The sequence below is a fragment of the Streptomyces sp. NPDC001868 genome (assembly GCF_040297125.1).
GTDB lineage: Bacteria > Actinomycetota > Actinomycetes > Streptomycetales > Streptomycetaceae > Streptomyces.
The window spans coordinates 38,975-57,427 of sequence record NZ_JBEOYO010000033.1 but is presented as its reverse complement, the minus strand read 5'-3'; the positions used below and the strand labels follow the sequence as shown (position 1 = coordinate 57,427).

Sequence of the window (18,453 nt, the reverse complement as noted above, 5' to 3'; positions counted from 1 at the left end):
ACCGCGGGTACCGTCACCGTCCCGTTCCTGGCGCGGCTGCGCGTCGGCCCCAAGCTGATGCTGCTCGTCCTGCTGCCGGTCACCGTCCTGCTGGCCTTCACCGCGTTCGCCGCCGTGACCCAGTGGGCGGAGGCGCGGACCCTGCGCGACTTCGACACCGCGATCGAGGTGTCGTTCGTGACCAGCGAGGTCGGGAGCGCCGTCGCACGCGAGCGGATCGCCGCGGTCGAGGCCCGGCTGAGCGCCGAACCGGACACCCTGCGCGGCCGCGCGGAGGCCCAGCGGATCACCGACGACGCGCTGCGGCGGGCCTTCGCCGAAGCCCTCGACCGGCAGCCGGAGGCCGATGTCGCCGGGGACCTCGACGCCGTACGCCGTCAACTGCACGCCCTGCGGGTCCAGACGGGCACCGGTTCGCTGGACACGCGGGCCGTGGCCCAGGGATACGAGGTCATCGAGAACAAGGTGCTCGACACGGTCGACGCCCTCGAATCCGGGCGCCCCACCCGGGCCTCGGGCCGCGCGGCCGACGCCCATATGGCGATGCTGCGGGCCGTCGCCGCCACCGAGAGCGAACGGGCCGAACTCGCCGTCCTCTTCCACGCACCCGGCGAACGGCACACCACCGCCGCGGCGGGCCGCTGGACCGAACTGGAGAAGGCCCAGCTCAGAGCGTTCCAGCAGACCGCGTCGGACGAGCTGAAGGCCGAACTGCACGCCGTGATCTTCGAGGTCCCCGGACGCGAGGTCCGCAAAGTACGCGACCTGCTCGCCGACACCGCCGCCCGGCCCGCCGACTGGCCCTCGTACGACAAGTGGCTCGGCGACTCCGCTCAGTACGTCGACGCCCTGCGCGGCATCCAGTACCGGGCCGCCCGCGAACTCGACGCCACCGCCCACCGCGACCTGCGCGCCACCCGGGCCCGGGCCTTCACCGAACTGGCCGTCTCCCTCGCCGTCCTGGCCCTGGTCACCCTTCTCGCGCTGGCCCTGCGCCGCTCGATCACCCGCCCCCTCGGACAGGTCTCCGAGGGCGCCCGCGCCCTGTCCGACGGTGACCTCTCGTACGACATCCGCTACGCGGGACGCGACGAACTCGGCGATGTCGCCGACACGTTCCGCGAGCTGCGGGTGACCAGCGAGCGGCTGGCCGGCGAGATCCGGGACATGAACACGGCGATCGACGCGGGCCGGCTCGGACACCGGGCCGACGTGGACTCCTTCGACGGCACCTGGGCCCAACTGCTCGGCGGCATGAACGGCACCATGGCGTCCTTCGCCGCGGCCCACGGCCGGCGCAGACGGGCCGAACAGGAACTGGAGGGCATCTTCAACCTCTCCCTGGACCTGCTCTGCATCAGCGGCGTCGACGGCTACTTCAAGCGTGTCAACCCGGCCTTCGAGCGCACCCTGGGCTACCCGAGCGAGACCCTGACCTCCCGGCCGCTCCTGGACTTCGTGCACGAGGAGGACCGGGACAGAACCAGCGACGCCGTGGCACGGCTGGCGGGCGGCGCCGAGGTCGCCGAGTTCGAGAACCGGTACGTCCGGGCCGACGGCACCGAGCGCTGGCTGCAGTGGAGCGCCCGGTCGGTCCCCGAGGAGGGCCTCATCTACGCCGCCGCCCGCGACGTCACCGAGAGCCGCCGGGCCTCCCTCGAACAGACCGCGCTGCGCCGGGTCGCCACCGCGGTCGCGCGCGGTGTGCCGCCGTCCGAGGTGTTCGGGAAGGTCGCCGAGGAGGTGGCGTCCCTGCTGGGGACGGCGGCGGCCGTACTGCGCTACGAGCCCGACGACAGCGTCACGGTCCTCGGGATCGCGCACGCGCGCGTGGACGCGAAGGACGAGGCCGCCCGTATGACCCGCCGTGAGGCGACACGGAAGACCATCGACGAGGTGGCCCGCACCCGGTGCGCCGCCCGGGCGGGCACCTGTGTGGGCGCCCCCATCGTCGTCGAGGGACGGCTGTGGGGCGTCGTCGTGGCGGCCTCGCTCCTCGACCCGCTGCCCGGGGGCACCGAGTCCCGGCTCGCCGACTTCACCGAACTGATCGCCACCGCGATCGCCAACGCCGACAGCCGCGCCCAGCTGACCGCCTCACGCGCGCGCGTGGTGGCCGCCGGGGACGCCTCACGCCGCCGCATCGAACGCGACCTGCACGACGGTGTCCAGCAGCGCCTGGTCTCCCTCCAGCTGGAGCTGCGGATGACGGAGACGCTGGTGACCGACCGTTCCTCGGAACTCGCCCGGCAGCTGGACCAGCTGGCCAAGGGCCTCGACGACACCTTCCACGACCTGCTCCAGGTGGCCCGGGGCATCCACCCGTCCGTCCTGTCCAGGGGCGGCCTGGGCCCCGCCCTGCGCTCCCTGGCCCGTCGCTCCGCCATCCCCATGGAACTCGACCTCGCCTTCGCCGGGGCCCGCTTCCCGGAACAGGTCGAGGTGGCGGCCTACTACGTCACCTCCGAGAGCCTCACCAACGCCGTCAAGCACGCGCGCGCGACCGTGGTGACGGTGGCGGCCGAGGAACGCGCGGGCGTGCTGGAGCTGGTCATCCGCGACGACGGCGTCGGGGGAGCGGAACCCGACAAGGGGTCGGGGCTGATCGGGCTCATCGACCGGGTGGAAGCGATCGGCGGCAGGTTGACGATCGCCAGTCCGCCCGGGAGCGGGACGACGCTGAGCGTGCGCCTGCCGCTGAGCCTGCCCGAGGAGGCCGCGGCGGTCGTCCCGCCGCGTGCGTGACCGCCCGAAGCGTACGCGGTGAGGCCCGTTCAAAGGGGGGAGTTCGGGTCTCGGTACGGGCGCACGTTCCGGGCGGTCGAATCGGACGGCGGAGACGGCCGCCCGGTTCTTGGGCAGCCGGATGTCTCGCCGTCTCTCGTCAGAGGCGCCGGTTCCACCCGCGGCTGCACTTCTTCGAGCATTGCGGGCAAACGTTCAGGTGTCTTCACGGCCCGCCCCCAACTAGGCTTCCGGCTAGCCGTAAGACCCATGTTCAGGCAGGCTGTTGGGACGAACGGGACAGGTCGGGCAAGGGGGAGGCCGAGACCATGGAGGCCGATCAGCATCCGGTGCGCGGACGGGTGGTGCTCGCGGACGACGACGTGCTCCTGCGGGAGGGGGTCGCGAGCCTCTGCGAGCGCGTCGGGTACGAGGTGGTGGGGCAGGCCGGCGACGCCGGCGGGCTCATGGACCTCGTCGAGACACAGCTCCCGGACATCGCGATCGTCGACATCCGGATGCCGCCGACGCAGTCCACGGAGGGGCTGAAGGCCGCCTGCGCCATCCGGGAGGGGTATCCGTCGGTCGGGATCCTGGTTCTGTCGGCTTTCGTCGAGGTCGAGGACGCGTTGGAGCTGCTGGCCGGGGGGCGGGCCATCGGGTATCTGCTCAAGAGCCGGATCACCGCCGTCGACGAGTTCCTGGAGACGCTGGACCGCATCCGGCGGGGCGGGTCGGTGGTGGATCCGTCGCTGGTGCAGGAGCTGGTGGCGGCGCAGCGGCGGGACGATCCGCTGTCGATGCTCAGCAACCGTGAGCGGGAGGTTCTCGGTCTGATGGCCGAGGGGCGGTCCAACGCGGGGATCGGGCGGCGGCTGTGGGTGACGGAAGGGACCGTGGAGAAGCATGTGCGGAGCATCCTGGGGAAGCTGAGGTTGCCCGAGGAGCCGGATGATCATCGGCGGGTTCTGGCCGTACTGACGTTTCTGGAGACGCGCTAGAGCTCGGGGAGTGCGGTCCGTCGGCGGGTGCGGTTTGTCTGTGGCTGGTCGCGCCCACGCGGCGGAGCCGCACATCGATACAGCCCCGCGCCCCTTACGGCCGCTGCCCCTCAGCTCTGTCCACAGGCCCCCCGCGCTGTCACTCCTCGCCAGTAGGGTGTGGAGCATGGCCGATCCCTCCAGCTACCGCCCCAGTCCGGGGCAGATCCCGGACTCTCCCGGGGTGTACAGGTTCCGTGACGAGCACCGTCGGGTGATCTACGTCGGGAAGGCGAAGAGCCTGCGTCAGCGCCTGGCCAACTACTTCCAGGACCTGGCGGGCCTCCACCCGCGCACCCGCACGATGGTCACCACGGCCGCCTCCGTGGAGTGGACCGTGGTGTCCACGGAGGTCGAGGCACTGCAGCTGGAGTACTCCTGGATCAAGGAGTACGACCCCCGGTTCAACGTCAAATACCGCGACGACAAGAGCTACCCGTACCTCGCGGTCACGATGAACGAGGAGTACCCGCGCGTGCAGGTGATGCGCGGTCACAAGAAGAAGGGCGTGCGGTACTTCGGGCCGTACGCGCACGCGTGGGCGATCCGGGACACCGTCGACCTGCTGCTGCGCGTCTTTCCCGTACGCACCTGCTCGGCCGGGGTGTTCAAGAACGCGGCCCGCACCGGCCGCCCCTGTCTCCTCGGCTACATCGGCAAGTGCTCGGCCCCCTGCGTCGAGCGGATCTCCGCCGAGGACCACCGCGAACTGGCCGACGAGTTCAGCGACTTCATGACCGGCCGCACCGGCACGTACATCCGGCGCCTGGAGAAGCGGATGACGGACGCGGCCGAGGAGATGGAGTACGAGCGGGCCGCCCGGCTGCGCGACGACATCGAGGCCCTGAAGAAGGCCATGGAGAAGAACGCGGTCGTGCTCGCCGACGCGACCGACGCCGACCTGATCGCCCTCGCCGAGGACGAACTGGAGGCGGCCGTCCAGATCTTCCACGTACGCGGCGGACGCGTGCGCGGCCAGCGCGGCTGGGTCACCGACAAGGTCGAGGCCGTCACCACCGGTGACCTCGTCGAACACGCGCTGCAGCAGCTGTACGGCGAGGAGACCGGCGACTCCGTGCCCAAGGAGGTCCTGGTCCCGGCGCTGCCCGACCCCGTCGGGCCCGTGCAGGAGTGGCTCACCGGGCGCCGCGGGGCCAATGTCTCCCTGCGCATCCCGCAGCGCGGCGACAAGAAGGCGCTCATGGAGACCGTCGAGCGCAACGCCCAGCAGTCGCTCGTCCTGCACAAGACCAAGCGCGCCTCCGATCTCACCACCCGCTCCCGGGCGCTGGAGGAGATCGCCGAGGCCCTCGACCTGGACAGTGCCCCCCTCAGGATCGAGTGCTACGACATCTCCCACCTCCAGGGCGACGACGTCGTGGCCTCCATGGTCGTCTTCGAGGACGGACTGGCCCGCAAGAGCGAGTACCGCCGCTTCCAGATCAAGGGCTTCGAGGGCCAGGACGACGTCCGCTCCATGCACGAGGTGATCAGCCGCCGCTTCCGCCGGTACCTCGCGGAGAAGGAGAAGACCGGCGAGTGGGTGGAGGAGGACGCCGCCGAATCCGGTGACGGGGCCGGCGGCCCCGCGGGCGGTCTCAAGGATGACGACGGCCGTCCCAAGCGGTTCGCCTACCCGCCCCAGCTCGTCGTCGTCGACGGCGGACAGCCGCAGGTCGCCGCCGCCCGGCGGGCACTCGACGAACTGGGCATCGACGACATCGCCGTGTGCGGCCTCGCCAAGCGCCTGGAGGAGGTCTGGGTGCCCGGCGAGGACGACCCGGTGGTCCTGCCCCGCACCAGCGAGGGCCTCTATCTGCTCCAGCGCGTCCGCGACGAGGCCCACCGCTTCGCCATCACCTACCAGCGGACCAAACGCGCCAAGCGTTTCCGGGCGAGCCCCTTGGACGACGTGCCCGGCCTCGGGGAGGCTCGCAAACAGGCTCTGCTGAAGCACTTCGGTTCGCTGAAGAAGCTGCGTTCCGCGACGATCGACCAGATCTGCGAGGTCCCCGGCATAGGCCGCAAGACGGCCGAGACGATCGCCGCGGCCCTCGCGGGGGCGGCTCCGGCCGCACCCGCCGTGAACACGGCCACTGGAGAGATCATGGAGGAAGAGGAGCCCGGTACGACGGCGGACCCCTCTGGGGAGCCCGTGGCCGCGGGCTCCCCGGACCGGCGGCGAGGGCAGGAGACATGACCGAGCACGACGAGCGCCCAGAACTCCCGGAGCGTCCAGAACCCCCGGAGCACTCGGAGCGTCCAGAAGAACAGCACCACGAGCACACAGCGGAGCGCGGGGCAGCCCACAGCGCGGCGGGCGACGATCCCCCGCGGCACCCAGCGCCACAGGAAGACGGAGCACACGTGAGTACGGGCATCGAAACAGCCGGGGTCCCCGAGGCGGCCATCCCCGAGCTGGTCATCATCTCCGGCATGTCCGGCGCCGGACGGTCCACGGCCGCCAAGTGTCTGGAGGACCTCGGCTGGTTCGTCGTCGACAACCTGCCACCCGCGCTGATCCCCACCATGGTGGAGCTCGGCGCCCGCTCCCAGGGCAATGTGGTGCGGATCGCGGTCGTCGTCGACGTCCGCGGCCGCCGCTTCTTCGACAACCTCCGCGACTCCCTCGCCGACCTGGAGACGAAGAACGTCACCCGGCGGATCGTCTTCCTGGAGTCCTCCGAGGACGCCCTGGTGCGCCGCTTCGAGTCGGTGCGCCGCCCGCACCCCCTCCAGGGCGACGGCCGCATCGTCGACGGCATCGCCGCCGAGCGGGAGCTGCTGCGCGAGCTGCGCGGCGACGCCGACCTGGTCATCGACACCTCCAGCCTGAACGTGCACGAGCTGCGCGCCAAGATGGACGCCCAGTTCGCCGGCGACGAGGAGCCCGAGCTGCGGGCCACCGTCATGTCCTTCGGCTTCAAGTACGGCCTCCCGGTCGACGCCGACCTGGTCGTGGACATGCGCTTCCTGCCCAACCCGCACTGGGTCCCCGAGCTGCGCCCGTACACCGGCCTCAACGAGGAGGTCTCCGCGTACGTCTTCAACCAGCCCGGCGCCAAGGAGTTCCTCGACCGCTACACCGAGCTGCTCCAGATGATCGCCGCCGGCTACCGCCGCGAGGGCAAGCGGTACGTGACCATCGCGGTCGGCTGCACCGGAGGCAAGCACCGCTCGGTCGCCACCTCCGAGAAGCTCGCCGCCCGCCTCGCCTCCCAGGGCGTCGAGACCGTGGTCGTGCACCGGGACATGGGGCGCGAGTGACCGGACGTACCGCGTCGCGGCTGAGCAGGCTGCGCCGGGTCGCCCCCGAGGGCCGCGAGGGCAGGCCCGTCGAGGCCCGCGGGGCGAGGCCGCGCCGCCGGGGCGCCCAGCCCAAGGTCGTCGCGCTCGGCGGCGGCATGGGCCTGTCCGCCTCGCTCGCCGCACTGCGCCGGATCACCGGCGACCTCACCGCCGTCGTCACCGTGGCCGACGACGGCGGCTCCAGCGGACGCCTCCGCGACGAGCTGGGTGTCCTGCCGCCCGGCGACCTGCGCAAGGCGCTGGCCGCGCTGTGCGGCGACGACGACTGGGGCCAGACCTGGGCACGCGTCATCCAGCACCGCTTCCAGTCCCAGGGCGACCTGCACGAACACGCCGTCGGCAATCTGCTGATCGTCGCCCTGTGGGAGCAGCTCGGCGACCACGTCCAGGCCCTCGACCTGGTCGGCAGGCTGCTGGGCGCCCAGGGCCGGGTGCTGCCCATGTCGGCCGTCCCCCTGGAGCTGCAGGCCCTGGTCAAGGGGCACGATCCGGCGCGCCCGGACGACGTCGACACCGTACGGGGGCAGGCGACCGTCGCGCTCACCCCCGGCGAGGTGCAGTCCGTGCACGTCGTGCCGCACGACCCGCCCGCCGTGCCCGAGGCCGTGGCGGCGGTCCGCGACGCCGACTGGGTGGTCCTCGGCCCGGGCTCCTGGTTCTCCTCGGTGATCCCGCATCTGCTCGTGCCCCAGCTGCTCGACGCCCTCACCGAGACCAAGGCCCGGCTGGTGCTGTCGCTGAACCTCGCCCCGCAGCCGGGAGAAACCGATGGCTTCTCCCCGCAGCGTCATTTGGAGGTTTTGGCACGACACGCCCCTAAACTCGCCCTGGACGTGGTGCTGGCCGACGAGGCCGCCGTGCCCGACCGCGATTCCCTGACCGAAGCCGCCAAACGGTTCGGTGCCGCGGTCGAGCTGGCGCCGGTGGCCCGGACCGATGGATCTCCGCGGCACGACCCGGAGCTGTTGGCCGCCGCGTACGACCGTATTTTTCGGATGCATGGAAGGATCGGCCCATGGCGATGACGGCAGCGGTGAAGGACGAGATCTCCCGGCTACCCGTCACCCGGACCTGCTGCAGAAAGGCGGAGGTCTCGGCGATCCTGCGGTTCGCGGGCGGGCTGCACCTGGTGAGCGGACGCATCGTGATCGAGGCGGAGCTGGACACCGCCATGGCGGCCCGCAGACTCAAGCGGGACATCCTGGAGATCTTCGGCCACGGCTCCGAACTGATCGTGATGGCACCCGGCGGACTGCGCCGCGGCTCGCGCTATGTCGTACGGGTGGTCGCGGGCGGCGACCAGCTGGCCCGGCAGACGGGCCTGGTGGACGGCCGCGGTCGCCCCATCCGCGGCCTGCCCCCGCAGGTCGTCTCCGGGGCCACCTGCGACGCCGAGGCGGCCTGGCGCGGCGCGTTCCTGGCCCACGGCTCGCTGACCGAGCCCGGCCGCTCGTCCTCCCTGGAGGTGACCTGCCCGGGCCCGGAGGCCGCCCTCGCGCTGGTCGGCGCCGCCCGCAGGCTGTCGATCGGGGCGAAGGCCCGCGAGGTCCGGGGCGTGGACCGGGTCGTCGTACGGGACGGGGACGCGATCGGCGCGCTCCTGACCCGCCTCGGCGCCCACGAGTCCGTGCTGGCGTGGGAGGAGCGGCGGATGCGCCGCGAGGTCCGGGCCACCGCGAACCGGCTCGCCAACTTCGACGACGCCAACCTGCGCCGCTCGGCCCGTGCCGCCGTCGCCGCCGGGGCCCGGGTGGGCCGCGCCCTGGAGATCCTCGCCGACGACGTGCCCGAGCACCTCGCGGCCGCCGGACGGCTGCGCATGGAGCACAAGCAGGCCTCCCTGGAGGAGCTGGGCGCGCTCGCCGACCCGCCGCTCACCAAGGACGCCGTCGCGGGCCGGATCCGCCGGCTGCTGGCCATGGCCGACAAGCGCGCCTCGGACCTCGGCATCCCGGGCACCGAGTCCAGCCTCACCGAGGAGATGGCCGAGAACCTCGTGGGGTGACAGGACGTCAGAAAGCGCAACTCGCCGGTGCCGACGCCCATTTGGGTGCTTTCGGCACCGGCTTTCGGCTTTCCGCGTGAATTCCGTGTGTGGCCTGTGAGGCGCCCTTGACGTGGCTCATGTCTGACATGAGCCTGGCGTCTGTTCGCCGCTGTGGCGGACCACTGCAAGGGGGGCTCATGAGACGAAGAGCGAGATCGATCCTCGCCGCGGGCGCGCTCCTGCTGGGCGGAGGCGCGGGACTGGCGCCGCTCGCCCAGGCGGCCGAGAACGAGGGGTCCGAGGCGGAGGAAGTCAAGGTCTTCCGCGCCGAGGTGACGAAGAAACAGATACCGCTGCTGCTCGCGGCCGGGCAGGACGGCCACGAACTCAGCGAGCAGGCGCCGGAGAAGGGCACCGCCTCGGTCGAGGTCTACCTCACCGACAAGCAGGCGGACGCCCTGGAGGAGCAGGGCGTCGAGCTCAAGGAGCACCGGCTCACCAGTAAGGCGGAGGCACGGGTCGCCGCCGCCGGTGACGGTGTCTACCGCCCCTACAGCGGCGCGGGCAACATCAAGGAGGAGATCCTCCGGACCGGCCAGGAGAACCCGTCCCTGACCAAGGTGGTCTCCCTCGGCAAGTCCCTGCGGGGCCAGGACATCCTCGCGGTCAAGCTGACCAAGAACGCGAAGAAGACCAAGGACGGCGTCAAGCCGTCCGTGCTGTACATGTCCAACCAGCACGCGCGTGAGTGGATCACACCGGAGATGACCCGGCGGCTGATGCACCACTACCTGGACAACTACAAGACCGACAAGCGGATCAAGAAGATCGTCGACACCACCGAGCTGTGGTTCGTGATCTCCGCCAACCCGGACGGTTACGACTTCACCCACCAGGCCGCCGCCAACCGCCAGTGGCGCAAGAACCTGCGGGACGTCAACGGCGACAACGCCATCACCGTCGGCGACGGCGTCGACCTCAACCGCAACTTCGCCTACAAGTGGGGCTACGACAACGAGGGCTCGTCCCCGTTCCCCACCAGCGAGACCTACCGCGGTGCCGGCCCCGCCTCGGAGCCCGAGACGAAGGTCCTGGACGCCTTCGAGAAGCGCATCGGCTTCGAGTTCGGCATCAACTACCACTCCGCCGCCGAACTCCTCCTCTACGGGGTCGGCTGGCAGGTGGCGTCCCCGACGCCGGACGACGTCCTGTACAAGTCCCTCGCCGGTACGCCCGAGAACTCCGCGATCCCCGGCTACCGCCCCCAGCTCTCCTCGGAGCTGTACACCACCAACGGTGAGGCGAACGGCCACGCGTCCAACGTCAACGGCGCGGCGTTCTACACCCCCGAGATGTCGACCTGCCAGACCGCCTCGAACATCGACCCGGCCGACGCCTGGAAGCCCGAGGACTGCGCCTCGGTCTTCACGTTCCCGGACGACGAGAAGCTGATCCAGCAGGAGTTCGAGAAGAACATCCCGTTCGCGCTCTCCCTCGCCGAGTCCGCGGCCAGGCCCGACCGGCCGAAGTCCTCGGTGGGCGTCGACGCCCCCGACTTCACCCCGGCCGAGTTCACCACCTCCTACTCGCGCGGCGGCGACCAGGAGATCTCCGTCGTCGCCCGCAAGTCGGTGCGCGACAAGGAGCTGCGGTACCGGATCAACGGCCGCGGCCGTACGTACGACCAGACGCTCAGGGCCTGGAAGGGCGGTGAGACGTTCGGCGGTGCGGACAACCTGTACTTCGACGAGTACCGGGCCAAGGTGCAGGACGGCGAGCCGGGCGACAAGGTCGAGATCTGGTTCACCGGCGAGACGAAGAGCGGCAGGCCCACCAAGAGCGAGCGCTTCACCTACACGATCGCCGAACGCCCCAAGGCCGACACGCTCGTCCTCGCCGAGGAGGGCGCGACCGCGACCCAGACGCAGGCCTACGTCGACGCGCTGAAGGCCAATGGCAAGAAGGCGCTCGTCTGGGACGTCGCGACCCAGGGCGCACCCGACGCGCTCGGCGTGCTGAAGCACTTCAAGCAGGTCGTGCACTACACGGGCGCCGTCCGGCCGGGCGTCGCCACCCAGCTCGAACTGCGCGCCTACCTCAACGAGGGCGGCAAGCTGATCGAGGCGGGCGAGAGCGCCGGCGGCTCCGTCGACCTCGGCGGCGGCACCCTGTCGAACGACTTCAGCCAGTACTACCTGGGCGCCTACAGCCGTACCTCCCTGCCCGACGCCAAGGCCTTCGCGGGCCTGAGCAAGCTCGGCGGCTTCACCGGAACGCTCGGTGACGCGCCCGGCAACCCGCTGAACACCGCCGGATCGTTCGGTGTCACCTCGGACGCGCTGCCCGTGGAGACGTTCCCGCAGTTCAAGAGCGCCGGCGCGGGCCAGTACCCCGGCACCGTCAACCCGTACGGCCCCTACGCGGGCGCGTCCATGGCGGCCGCCACGCACACCGACTACGCCTGGAACCGTCTCACCCGCACCATCGACCTCACCTCGGTGACCGCGGCCGACAGGCCCACGCTGCGCACCCAGCTGCTGTGGAGCACCGAGGAGGGCTACGACCACGCCCTCCTGGAGGCGCACACGGCCGGGGCGGACGACTGGACGACGCTGCCGGAGGCCGGCGGCGCCACCTCCACCGCCGTGCCCGTCGAGTGCGAGGCCGGGTACTTCATCCAGGGCCACCCGGCGCTGAAGCGGTACCTCACCCTGGGCTCCGGGGGCTGCACGCCCAGCGGCACCAGCGGTGCCTGGAACAGCTTCACCGGGGCCTCCGACGGCTGGCAGCAGGTCGAGTTCGACCTGTCGGCGTACGCCGGCAAGACGGTCGAGGTGGCGCTCAGCTATGTCACCGACCCCGGCAGCGGCGGTCGCGGTGTCCTCGCCGACAACGCCACCGTCGTCATCGGCGGCACGGCCGGCGCCGTCGAGGGCTTCGAGACGTCGCTCGGTGCCTGGACAGTCCCCGGCCCGCCCGCGGGCAGCCCGGCGGTCGTGAAGGACTGGGGCCTGTCGGGTGAACTGTTCAAGACCTATGGCGCGGTCACCACGGACGACACCGTGCTGCTGGGCTTCGGCCTGGAGCAGGTCCCCGCAGCGGCCGACCGCAAGGCACTGCTCGGCAAGGCGCTGGCGGCTCTGAGGAACTGAGCGCCGACTGCGCCGAACGAGTGAGGAAAGGCCACGTGAGCGGCCCTCCGGACGTCTGGAATCAGATGATCGGGGGGCCGCTCAAAAGGTAATCACCTTGCAAAACCAGGGCGGTCCCTACCCCTACTGGCGAGTATGGACCGCACCGGCATGTATAGGGCATCTCGATGTCACTCGACGGGCCCCGGGGAGGTAGGGTCGTAGGCGGTCGGGGACATCCCATACAGCTCGCCGGCACTGAGCCGGCGTACCAACGAGGAGATCGGTTCGTGACGATCCGCGTAGGCATCAACGGCTTTGGCCGCATCGGTCGTAACTACTTCCGCGCGCTGCTGGAGCAGGGTGCTGACATCGAGATCGTGGCTGTCAACGACCTGGGTGACACCGCGACCACCGCTCATCTGCTCAAGTACGACACCATCCTGGGCCGCCTCAAGGCCGAGGTGTCGCACACCGCCGACACGATCACGGTCGACGGGCACACCATCAAGGTGCTCTCCGAGCGCAACCCCGCCGACATCCCGTGGGGCGAGCTGGGCGTCGACATCGTCATCGAGTCCACCGGCATCTTCACGAAGAAGGCCGACGCCGCGAAGCACCTCGCCGGCGGCGCCAAGAAGGTCCTCATCTCGGCTCCGGCCAAGGACGAGGACATCACGATCGTGATGGGCGTCAACCAGGACAAGTACGACGCGGCCAACCACCACGTCATCTCCAACGCCTCCTGCACCACCAACTGTGTGGCGCCCATGGCGAAGGTCCTCGACGAGAACTTCGGCATCGTCAAGGGCCTGATGACGACGGTCCACGCGTACACCAACGACCAGCGCATCCTGGACTTCCCGCACTCGGACCTGCGCCGCGCCCGCGCCGCCGCCGAGAACATCATCCCGACCACCACGGGTGCCGCGAAGGCCACCGCGCTGGTTCTGCCGCAGCTCAAGGGCAAGCTCGACGGCATCGCGATGCGCGTCCCGGTCCCGACCGGCTCGGCCACCGACCTGGTCGTGACGCTCCAGCGCGAGGTCACCAAGGACGAGGTCAACGCCGCGTTCAAGAAGGCCTCCGAGGACGGCGCCCTCAAGGGCTACCTGGCCTACACCGAGGACGAGATCGTCTCCTCGGACATCGTCAGCGACCCGGCCTCCTGCACCTTCGACTCCTCCCTGACCATGGTCCAGGAGGGCAACACGGTGAAGATCCTCGGCTGGTACGACAACGAGTGGGGCTACTCCAACCGCCTCGTCGACCTCACGGTCTTCGTCGGCGACCAGCTCTGACCGACAGAGCAGGCACCTCCGTGTGAAGGCAGGGCTCGGGCGGCGCAGCGACGCGCCGCCCGGGCCCTGACTCACGTACAAAGCGGTCCTCCTACGATCACGAGCACCACAAGTACTCCTCGGGAGCCCTCTCCATGAAGACGATCGACGAACTCCTCGCCGAGCCAGTCGCCGGCAAGCGGGTCTTCGTCCGCGCCGACCTCAATGTGCCGCTGGACGGCACGACCATCACCGACGACGGCCGCATCCGCGCCGTGCTGCCCACCGTCAAGGCGCTGGCCGAGGCGGGCGCGCGTGTCGTCGTCGCCTCCCACCTGGGCCGCCCCAAGGGCGCCCCGGACCCGGCCTTCTCCCTCGCCCCGGCCGCCGCGCGCCTCGGTGAACTCCTCGGCGCCGACGTGGCGTTCGCGACGGACACGGTCGGCGAGTCCGCCACCGCCACGGTCGCGGGCCTGACCGACGGGCAGGTCGCGGTCGTCGAGAACCTCCGCTTCAACGCCGGTGAGACGAGCAAGGACGACGCCGAGCGCGGCGCCTTCGCCGACCAGCTGGCCGCCCTCGCGGACGTCTACGTGGGCGACGGCTTCGGCGCGGTGCACCGCAAGCACGCCTCGGTCTTCGACCTCCCGGCCCGGCTGCCGCACTACGCCGGGTACCTCATCGCCACCGAGGTCGGCGTCCTGCGGAAGCTCACCGACGACGTTCAGCGCCCCTATGTGGTCGCGCTCGGCGGCGCCAAGGTCTCCGACAAGCTCGCCGTCATCGACCAGCTGCTCGGCAAGGCCGACCGCATCCTCATCGGCGGCGGCATGGCCTACACGTTCCTCAAGGCCAAGGGGTACGAGATCGGCAGCTCCCTCCTCCAGGAGGACCAGCTGTCGGCGGTCACCGAGTACGTGGAGCGCGCGGAGAAGACCGGTGTCGAACTGGTCCTGCCCGTCGACGCCGTCGTCGCGCCCGCGTTCCCGGACCTGAAGAGCAAGGCTCCGGCCGACGCCACCTCGGTCGCCGCGGAGGCCATGCCCGCCGACCAGATGGGCCTGGACATCGGTCCGGAGTCCCGCAAGCTGTACGCCTCGAAGATCGCCGACGCCGCCACCGTCTTCTGGAACGGCCCCATGGGCGTCTTCGAGCACCCCGATTTCGCCGAGGGCACCAAGGCCGTCGCCCAGGCACTCCTCGACTCGGACGCCTTCACGGTCGTCGGCGGCGGCGACTCCGCCGCGGCCGTGCGCATCCTGGGCTTCGACGAGAACGCATTCGGCCACATCTCGACCGGTGGCGGCGCCTCCCTCGAATACCTAGAGGGCAAGACGCTCCCCGGCCTCGCCGCACTGGAGGACTGACCCTCAATGAGCACGCGTACGCCCCTGATGGCGGGCAACTGGAAGATGAACCTCAACCACCTCGAGGCCATCGCACACGTCCAGAAGCTCGCCTTCGCCCTCGCCGACAAGGACTACGAGGCCTGTGAGGTCGCGGTCCTGCCGCCCTTCACCGACCTGCGCTCGGTCCAGACCCTGGTCGACGGCGACAAGCTCAAGATCAAGTACGGCGCCCAGGACCTCTCGGCCCATGACTCCGGTGCCTACACCGGCGAGATCTCCGGCCCGATGCTGGCCAAGCTCAAGTGCACGTTCGTGGCGATCGGCCACTCCGAGCGCCGCCAGTACCACGACGAGACCGACGAGATCGTCAACGCCAAGGTCAAGGCCGCCTACAAGCACGGCCTCACCCCGATCCTGTGCGTCGGCGAGGAGCTGGAGGTCCGCGAGGCGGGCAACCACGTCGCCCACACGCTCGCCCAGGTCGAGGGCGGCCTCAAGGACGTCCCCGCCGAGCACGCCGAGACCGTCGTGATCGCCTACGAGCCCGTCTGGGCCATCGGCACCGGCAAGGTCTGCGGCGCCGACGACGCCCAGGAGGTCTGCGCGGCCATCCGCGGCAAGCTCGCCGAGCTGTACTCCCAGGAGACCGCCGACCAGATCCGCATCCAGTACGGCGGCTCGGTCAAGGCCGGCAACGTCGCCGAGATCATGGCCAAGGCCGACATCGACGGCGCCCTCGTGGGCGGCGCCTCCCTGGACGCGGACGAGTTCGTCAAGATCGTGCGCTTCCGCGACCAGTGAGTAGGCCTTAGCGGCGTAACGTCGTACTCTTGCGGGGGGCCGAGGCCCAGTAAGCGAGTGTCGAGCTCGCCGACCGGTCCCGGCCCTCCCGTCGTCTATCCAGATCCGAGGAAGTTGGTCCAGCCGTGGTTATGGGGTTCTCGATCGCCCTGATCGTGTTCAGCCTGCTGATGATGCTGCTGGTGCTGATGCACAAGGGCAAGGGCGGCGGCCTCTCCGACATGTTCGGTGGCGGCATGCAGTCCTCCGTCGGCGGCTCCTCGGTCGCCGAGCGCAACCTCGACCGGATCACCGTCGTGGTCGGTCTGCTGTGGTTCGCGTGCATTGTCGTACTCGGCATCCTGATGAAGGTCAACAACTGACCCTCGGGCCGACACCGGCACGACAAGGCGTCACGGACGCACCAATCCGCACGTAAAGCCCCATGCTGGGTACGCGACTTCGAACGCGGCCTATCATGGGGCTTGCGTCTGTGGGCGGGATGTAACTCCAATCACTGGACGCGCGTTGGGCCTTACGTAGACTGAGGCGCTCGCAGCGAAGCGAAACGCCGACTCGCTTCGCCGCACCATCACGCAGGGAGTTACGACCGTGGCAAGTGGCAACGCGATCCGAGGAAGCCGGGTCGGGGCGGGGCCGATGGGCGAAGCCGAGCGCGGCGAGTCCGCACCCCGGCTGCGCATCTCCTTCTGGTGCTCCAACGGACACGAGACCCAGCCGAGCTTCGCCAGCGACGCACAGGTCCCCGACACCTGGGACTGCCCGCGCTGCGGCTTCCCGGCCGGACAGGACCGGGACAACCCCCCGGCTCCACCACGCACCGAGCCCTACAAGACGCACCTCGCCTATGTGCGGGAGCGACGCAGCGACGCGGACGGCGAGGCGATCCTCGCCGAGGCGCTCGCCAAACTGCGGGGCGAGATCTAGAAGTCGACACCGGCCGGGCACCAAGAGTGCCCGGCCGGATGTGTTTGGGGGCGCTCCGCTCGTCGCCGCCTTCCTCGTTCTGTCCGCCGCCGCGCTGATACCGCCGCCCGAGCCGGACGTATCTGTTGTTGTGCCGGACGACGACACGGCGACAGCTCGTGTTCCGTCGTGATCAATTAGGTTGGGACCGGCAGCGGGGCACGCTACGCAGGCAGGACCAGGTAGGAAAGAAGGCTGAAGTCCGAGATGAACGCAGAAAGCCGTACCAGGCTCAACCAGACGCCCGAGTGGACCGCGCTGGCCCGGCACCGGGAGCAGCAGGGTGAGGTGCAGCTGCGCGAGCTGTTCGCGGCCGACCCGGGGCGCGGCGCCGGATACACCCTGGAGGTCGGCGATCTGCACGTCGACTACTCCAAGCATCTGGTCACCGACGAGACGCTGCGGCTGCTGCGTGAGCTGGCCGCCGCGACCGATGTGTTCGGCCTGCGGGACGCCATGTTCCGCGGCGAGAAGATCAACACCACCGAGGACCGCGCCGTCCTGCACACCGCGCTGCGCGCCCCGCGCGACGCGGTGATCGAGGTCGACGGCGAGAACGTGGTGCCGGGTGTGCACGCCGTCCTCGACAGGATGGCCGGCTTCGCCGAGCGCATCCGCTCCGGCGAGTGGACCGGCCACACCGGCCGGCGCATCAAGAACGTCGTCAACATCGGCATCGGCGGCTCCGACCTGGGCCCGGCGATGGCCTACGAGGTGCTGCGCTCCTACACCGACCGCGATCTGACCGTCCGCTTCGTGTCGAACGTGGACGGCGCCGACCTGCACGAGGCGGTCCGGGACCTGGACGCGGCGGAGACGCTGTTCATCATCGCCTCGAAGACGTTCACCACGATCGAGACGATCACCAACGCGACCTCCGCGCGCGACTGGCTGCTCACCGAGCTGAAGGCCGGCCCCGAGGCCGTCGCCAAGCACTTCGTGGCGCTGTCGACGAACGCCGGGAAGGTGTCGGACTTCGGTATCGACACGGCCAACATGTTCGAGTTCTGGGACTGGGTCGGCGGGCGGTACTCGTACGACTCGGCGATCGGCCTGTCGCTGATGATCGCGATCGGCCCGGACCGCTTCCGGGAGATGCTCGACGGGTTCCACCTGGTCGACGAGCACTTCCGTACCGCGCCCGCCGAGTCCAATGTGCCGCTGCTGCTCGGCCTGTTGGGCATCTGGTACGGCAACTTCCATGACGCCCAGTCGCATGCGGTGCTGCCGTACAGCCACTACCTGTCCAAGTTCACGGCCTATCTGCAGCAGTTGGACATGGAGTCCAACGGCAAGTACGTGGGCCGCGACGGGGTGCCGGTGGAGTGGCAGACCGGGCCGGTGGTGTGGGGCACGCCGGGGACGAACGGGCAGCACGCGTACTACCAGTTGATCCACCAGGGCACGAAGCTGATCCCGGCGGACTTCATCGGCTTCGCCGAGCCGGTCGCCGAGCTGAGCGACCCGCTCAAGGCCCAGCACGACCTGCTGATGGCCAACTTCTTCGCCCAGACCCAGGCACTGGCCTTCGGCAAGACGCCGGACGAGGTGCGGGCCGAGGGTGTGGCGGAGGAGCTGGTGCCGCACAAGACGTTCAAGGGGAACCACCCGACGACCACGATCCTGGCGAAGGAGCTGACCCCGTCGGTCCTCGGCCAGCTGATCGCGCTGTACGAGCACAAGGTGTTCGTCCAGGGTGCCGTCTGGAACATCGACTCCTTCGACCAGTGGGGCGTCGAGCTGGGCAAGGTCCTCGCCAAGCGGGTGGAGCCGGCGCTGACGGAGGGCGCCGATGTCCCGGGGCTCGACGCGTCCACGAAGGCCCTGGTCGCCAAGTACCGGACGCTGCGCGGGCGTTAGCAGCCG

13 protein-coding genes are annotated in these 18,453 nt (G+C 70.2%); all 13 read left to right on the top strand.

Annotation, left to right across the window (positions count from 1 at the left end; all coding sequences use genetic code 11):
* Nucleotides 1–57: 57 nt before the first annotated feature.
* Nucleotides 58–2,745, top strand: a complete 2,688-nt coding sequence (locus tag ABT147_RS30970; protein ID WP_351412322.1) for a PAS domain S-box protein — start codon at nucleotides 58–60, stop codon at nucleotides 2,743–2,745.
* A 308-nt stretch (nucleotides 2,746–3,053) separates the two neighbouring features.
* Complete coding sequence (locus ABT147_RS30965) at nucleotides 3,054–3,725, top strand: response regulator (RefSeq protein WP_351412236.1); 672 nt, start codon at nucleotides 3,054–3,056, stop codon at nucleotides 3,723–3,725.
* 166 nt (nucleotides 3,726–3,891) lie between these two features.
* Complete coding sequence (uvrC, locus tag ABT147_RS30960) at nucleotides 3,892–5,964, top strand: excinuclease ABC subunit UvrC (protein ID WP_351412233.1); 2,073 nt, start codon at nucleotides 3,892–3,894, stop codon at nucleotides 5,962–5,964.
* Entirely contained in the window at nucleotides 5,961–7,031 is a 1,071-nt protein-coding gene (gene rapZ, locus ABT147_RS30955; RefSeq protein WP_351412231.1) for an RNase adapter RapZ, read from the top strand. The genes uvrC and rapZ overlap by 4 nt, the downstream gene beginning before the upstream one ends.
* On the top strand, nucleotides 7,028–8,098 hold the full coding sequence (locus tag ABT147_RS30950) for a gluconeogenesis factor YvcK family protein (RefSeq protein ID WP_351412228.1): 1,071 nt from the start codon (nucleotides 7,028–7,030) through the stop codon (nucleotides 8,096–8,098). Before rapZ ends, ABT147_RS30950 begins: the two co-directional genes overlap by 4 nt.
* Entirely contained in the window at nucleotides 8,089–9,078 is a 990-nt protein-coding gene (gene whiA, locus ABT147_RS30945; protein WP_351412226.1) for a DNA-binding protein WhiA, read from the top strand. The genes ABT147_RS30950 and whiA overlap by 10 nt, the downstream gene beginning before the upstream one ends.
* A 179-nt stretch (nucleotides 9,079–9,257) precedes the next feature.
* Nucleotides 9,258–12,212, top strand: a complete 2,955-nt coding sequence (locus ABT147_RS30940; RefSeq protein ID WP_351412223.1) for a M14 family metallopeptidase — start codon at nucleotides 9,258–9,260, stop codon at nucleotides 12,210–12,212.
* 269 nt (nucleotides 12,213–12,481) lie between these two features.
* Entirely contained in the window at nucleotides 12,482–13,492 is a 1,011-nt protein-coding gene (gap, locus tag ABT147_RS30935; RefSeq protein WP_351412221.1) for a type I glyceraldehyde-3-phosphate dehydrogenase, read from the top strand.
* Between the two features lie 134 nt (nucleotides 13,493–13,626).
* A complete protein-coding gene (locus ABT147_RS30930) occupies nucleotides 13,627–14,838 on the top strand; it encodes a phosphoglycerate kinase (RefSeq protein WP_351412218.1) in 1,212 nt (403 codons plus the stop codon).
* A 6-nt stretch (nucleotides 14,839–14,844) separates the two neighbouring features.
* Complete coding sequence (tpiA, locus tag ABT147_RS30925; protein WP_351412216.1) at nucleotides 14,845–15,621, top strand: triose-phosphate isomerase; 777 nt, start codon at nucleotides 14,845–14,847, stop codon at nucleotides 15,619–15,621.
* A gap of 131 nt (nucleotides 15,622–15,752) precedes the next feature.
* Nucleotides 15,753–15,983: a preprotein translocase subunit SecG gene (gene secG, locus ABT147_RS30920; RefSeq protein WP_029181151.1), complete on the top strand. Its 231-nt coding sequence runs from the start codon at nucleotides 15,753–15,755 to the stop codon at nucleotides 15,981–15,983.
* 229 nt (nucleotides 15,984–16,212) lie between these two features.
* On the top strand, nucleotides 16,213–16,548 hold the full coding sequence (locus tag ABT147_RS30915) for an RNA polymerase-binding protein RbpA (RefSeq protein ID WP_010352468.1): 336 nt from the start codon (nucleotides 16,213–16,215) through the stop codon (nucleotides 16,546–16,548).
* 246 nt (nucleotides 16,549–16,794) lie between these two features.
* A complete protein-coding gene (gene pgi, locus ABT147_RS30910) occupies nucleotides 16,795–18,447 on the top strand; it encodes a glucose-6-phosphate isomerase (RefSeq protein WP_351412214.1) in 1,653 nt (550 codons plus the stop codon).
* Nucleotides 18,448–18,453 lie beyond the last annotated feature (6 nt).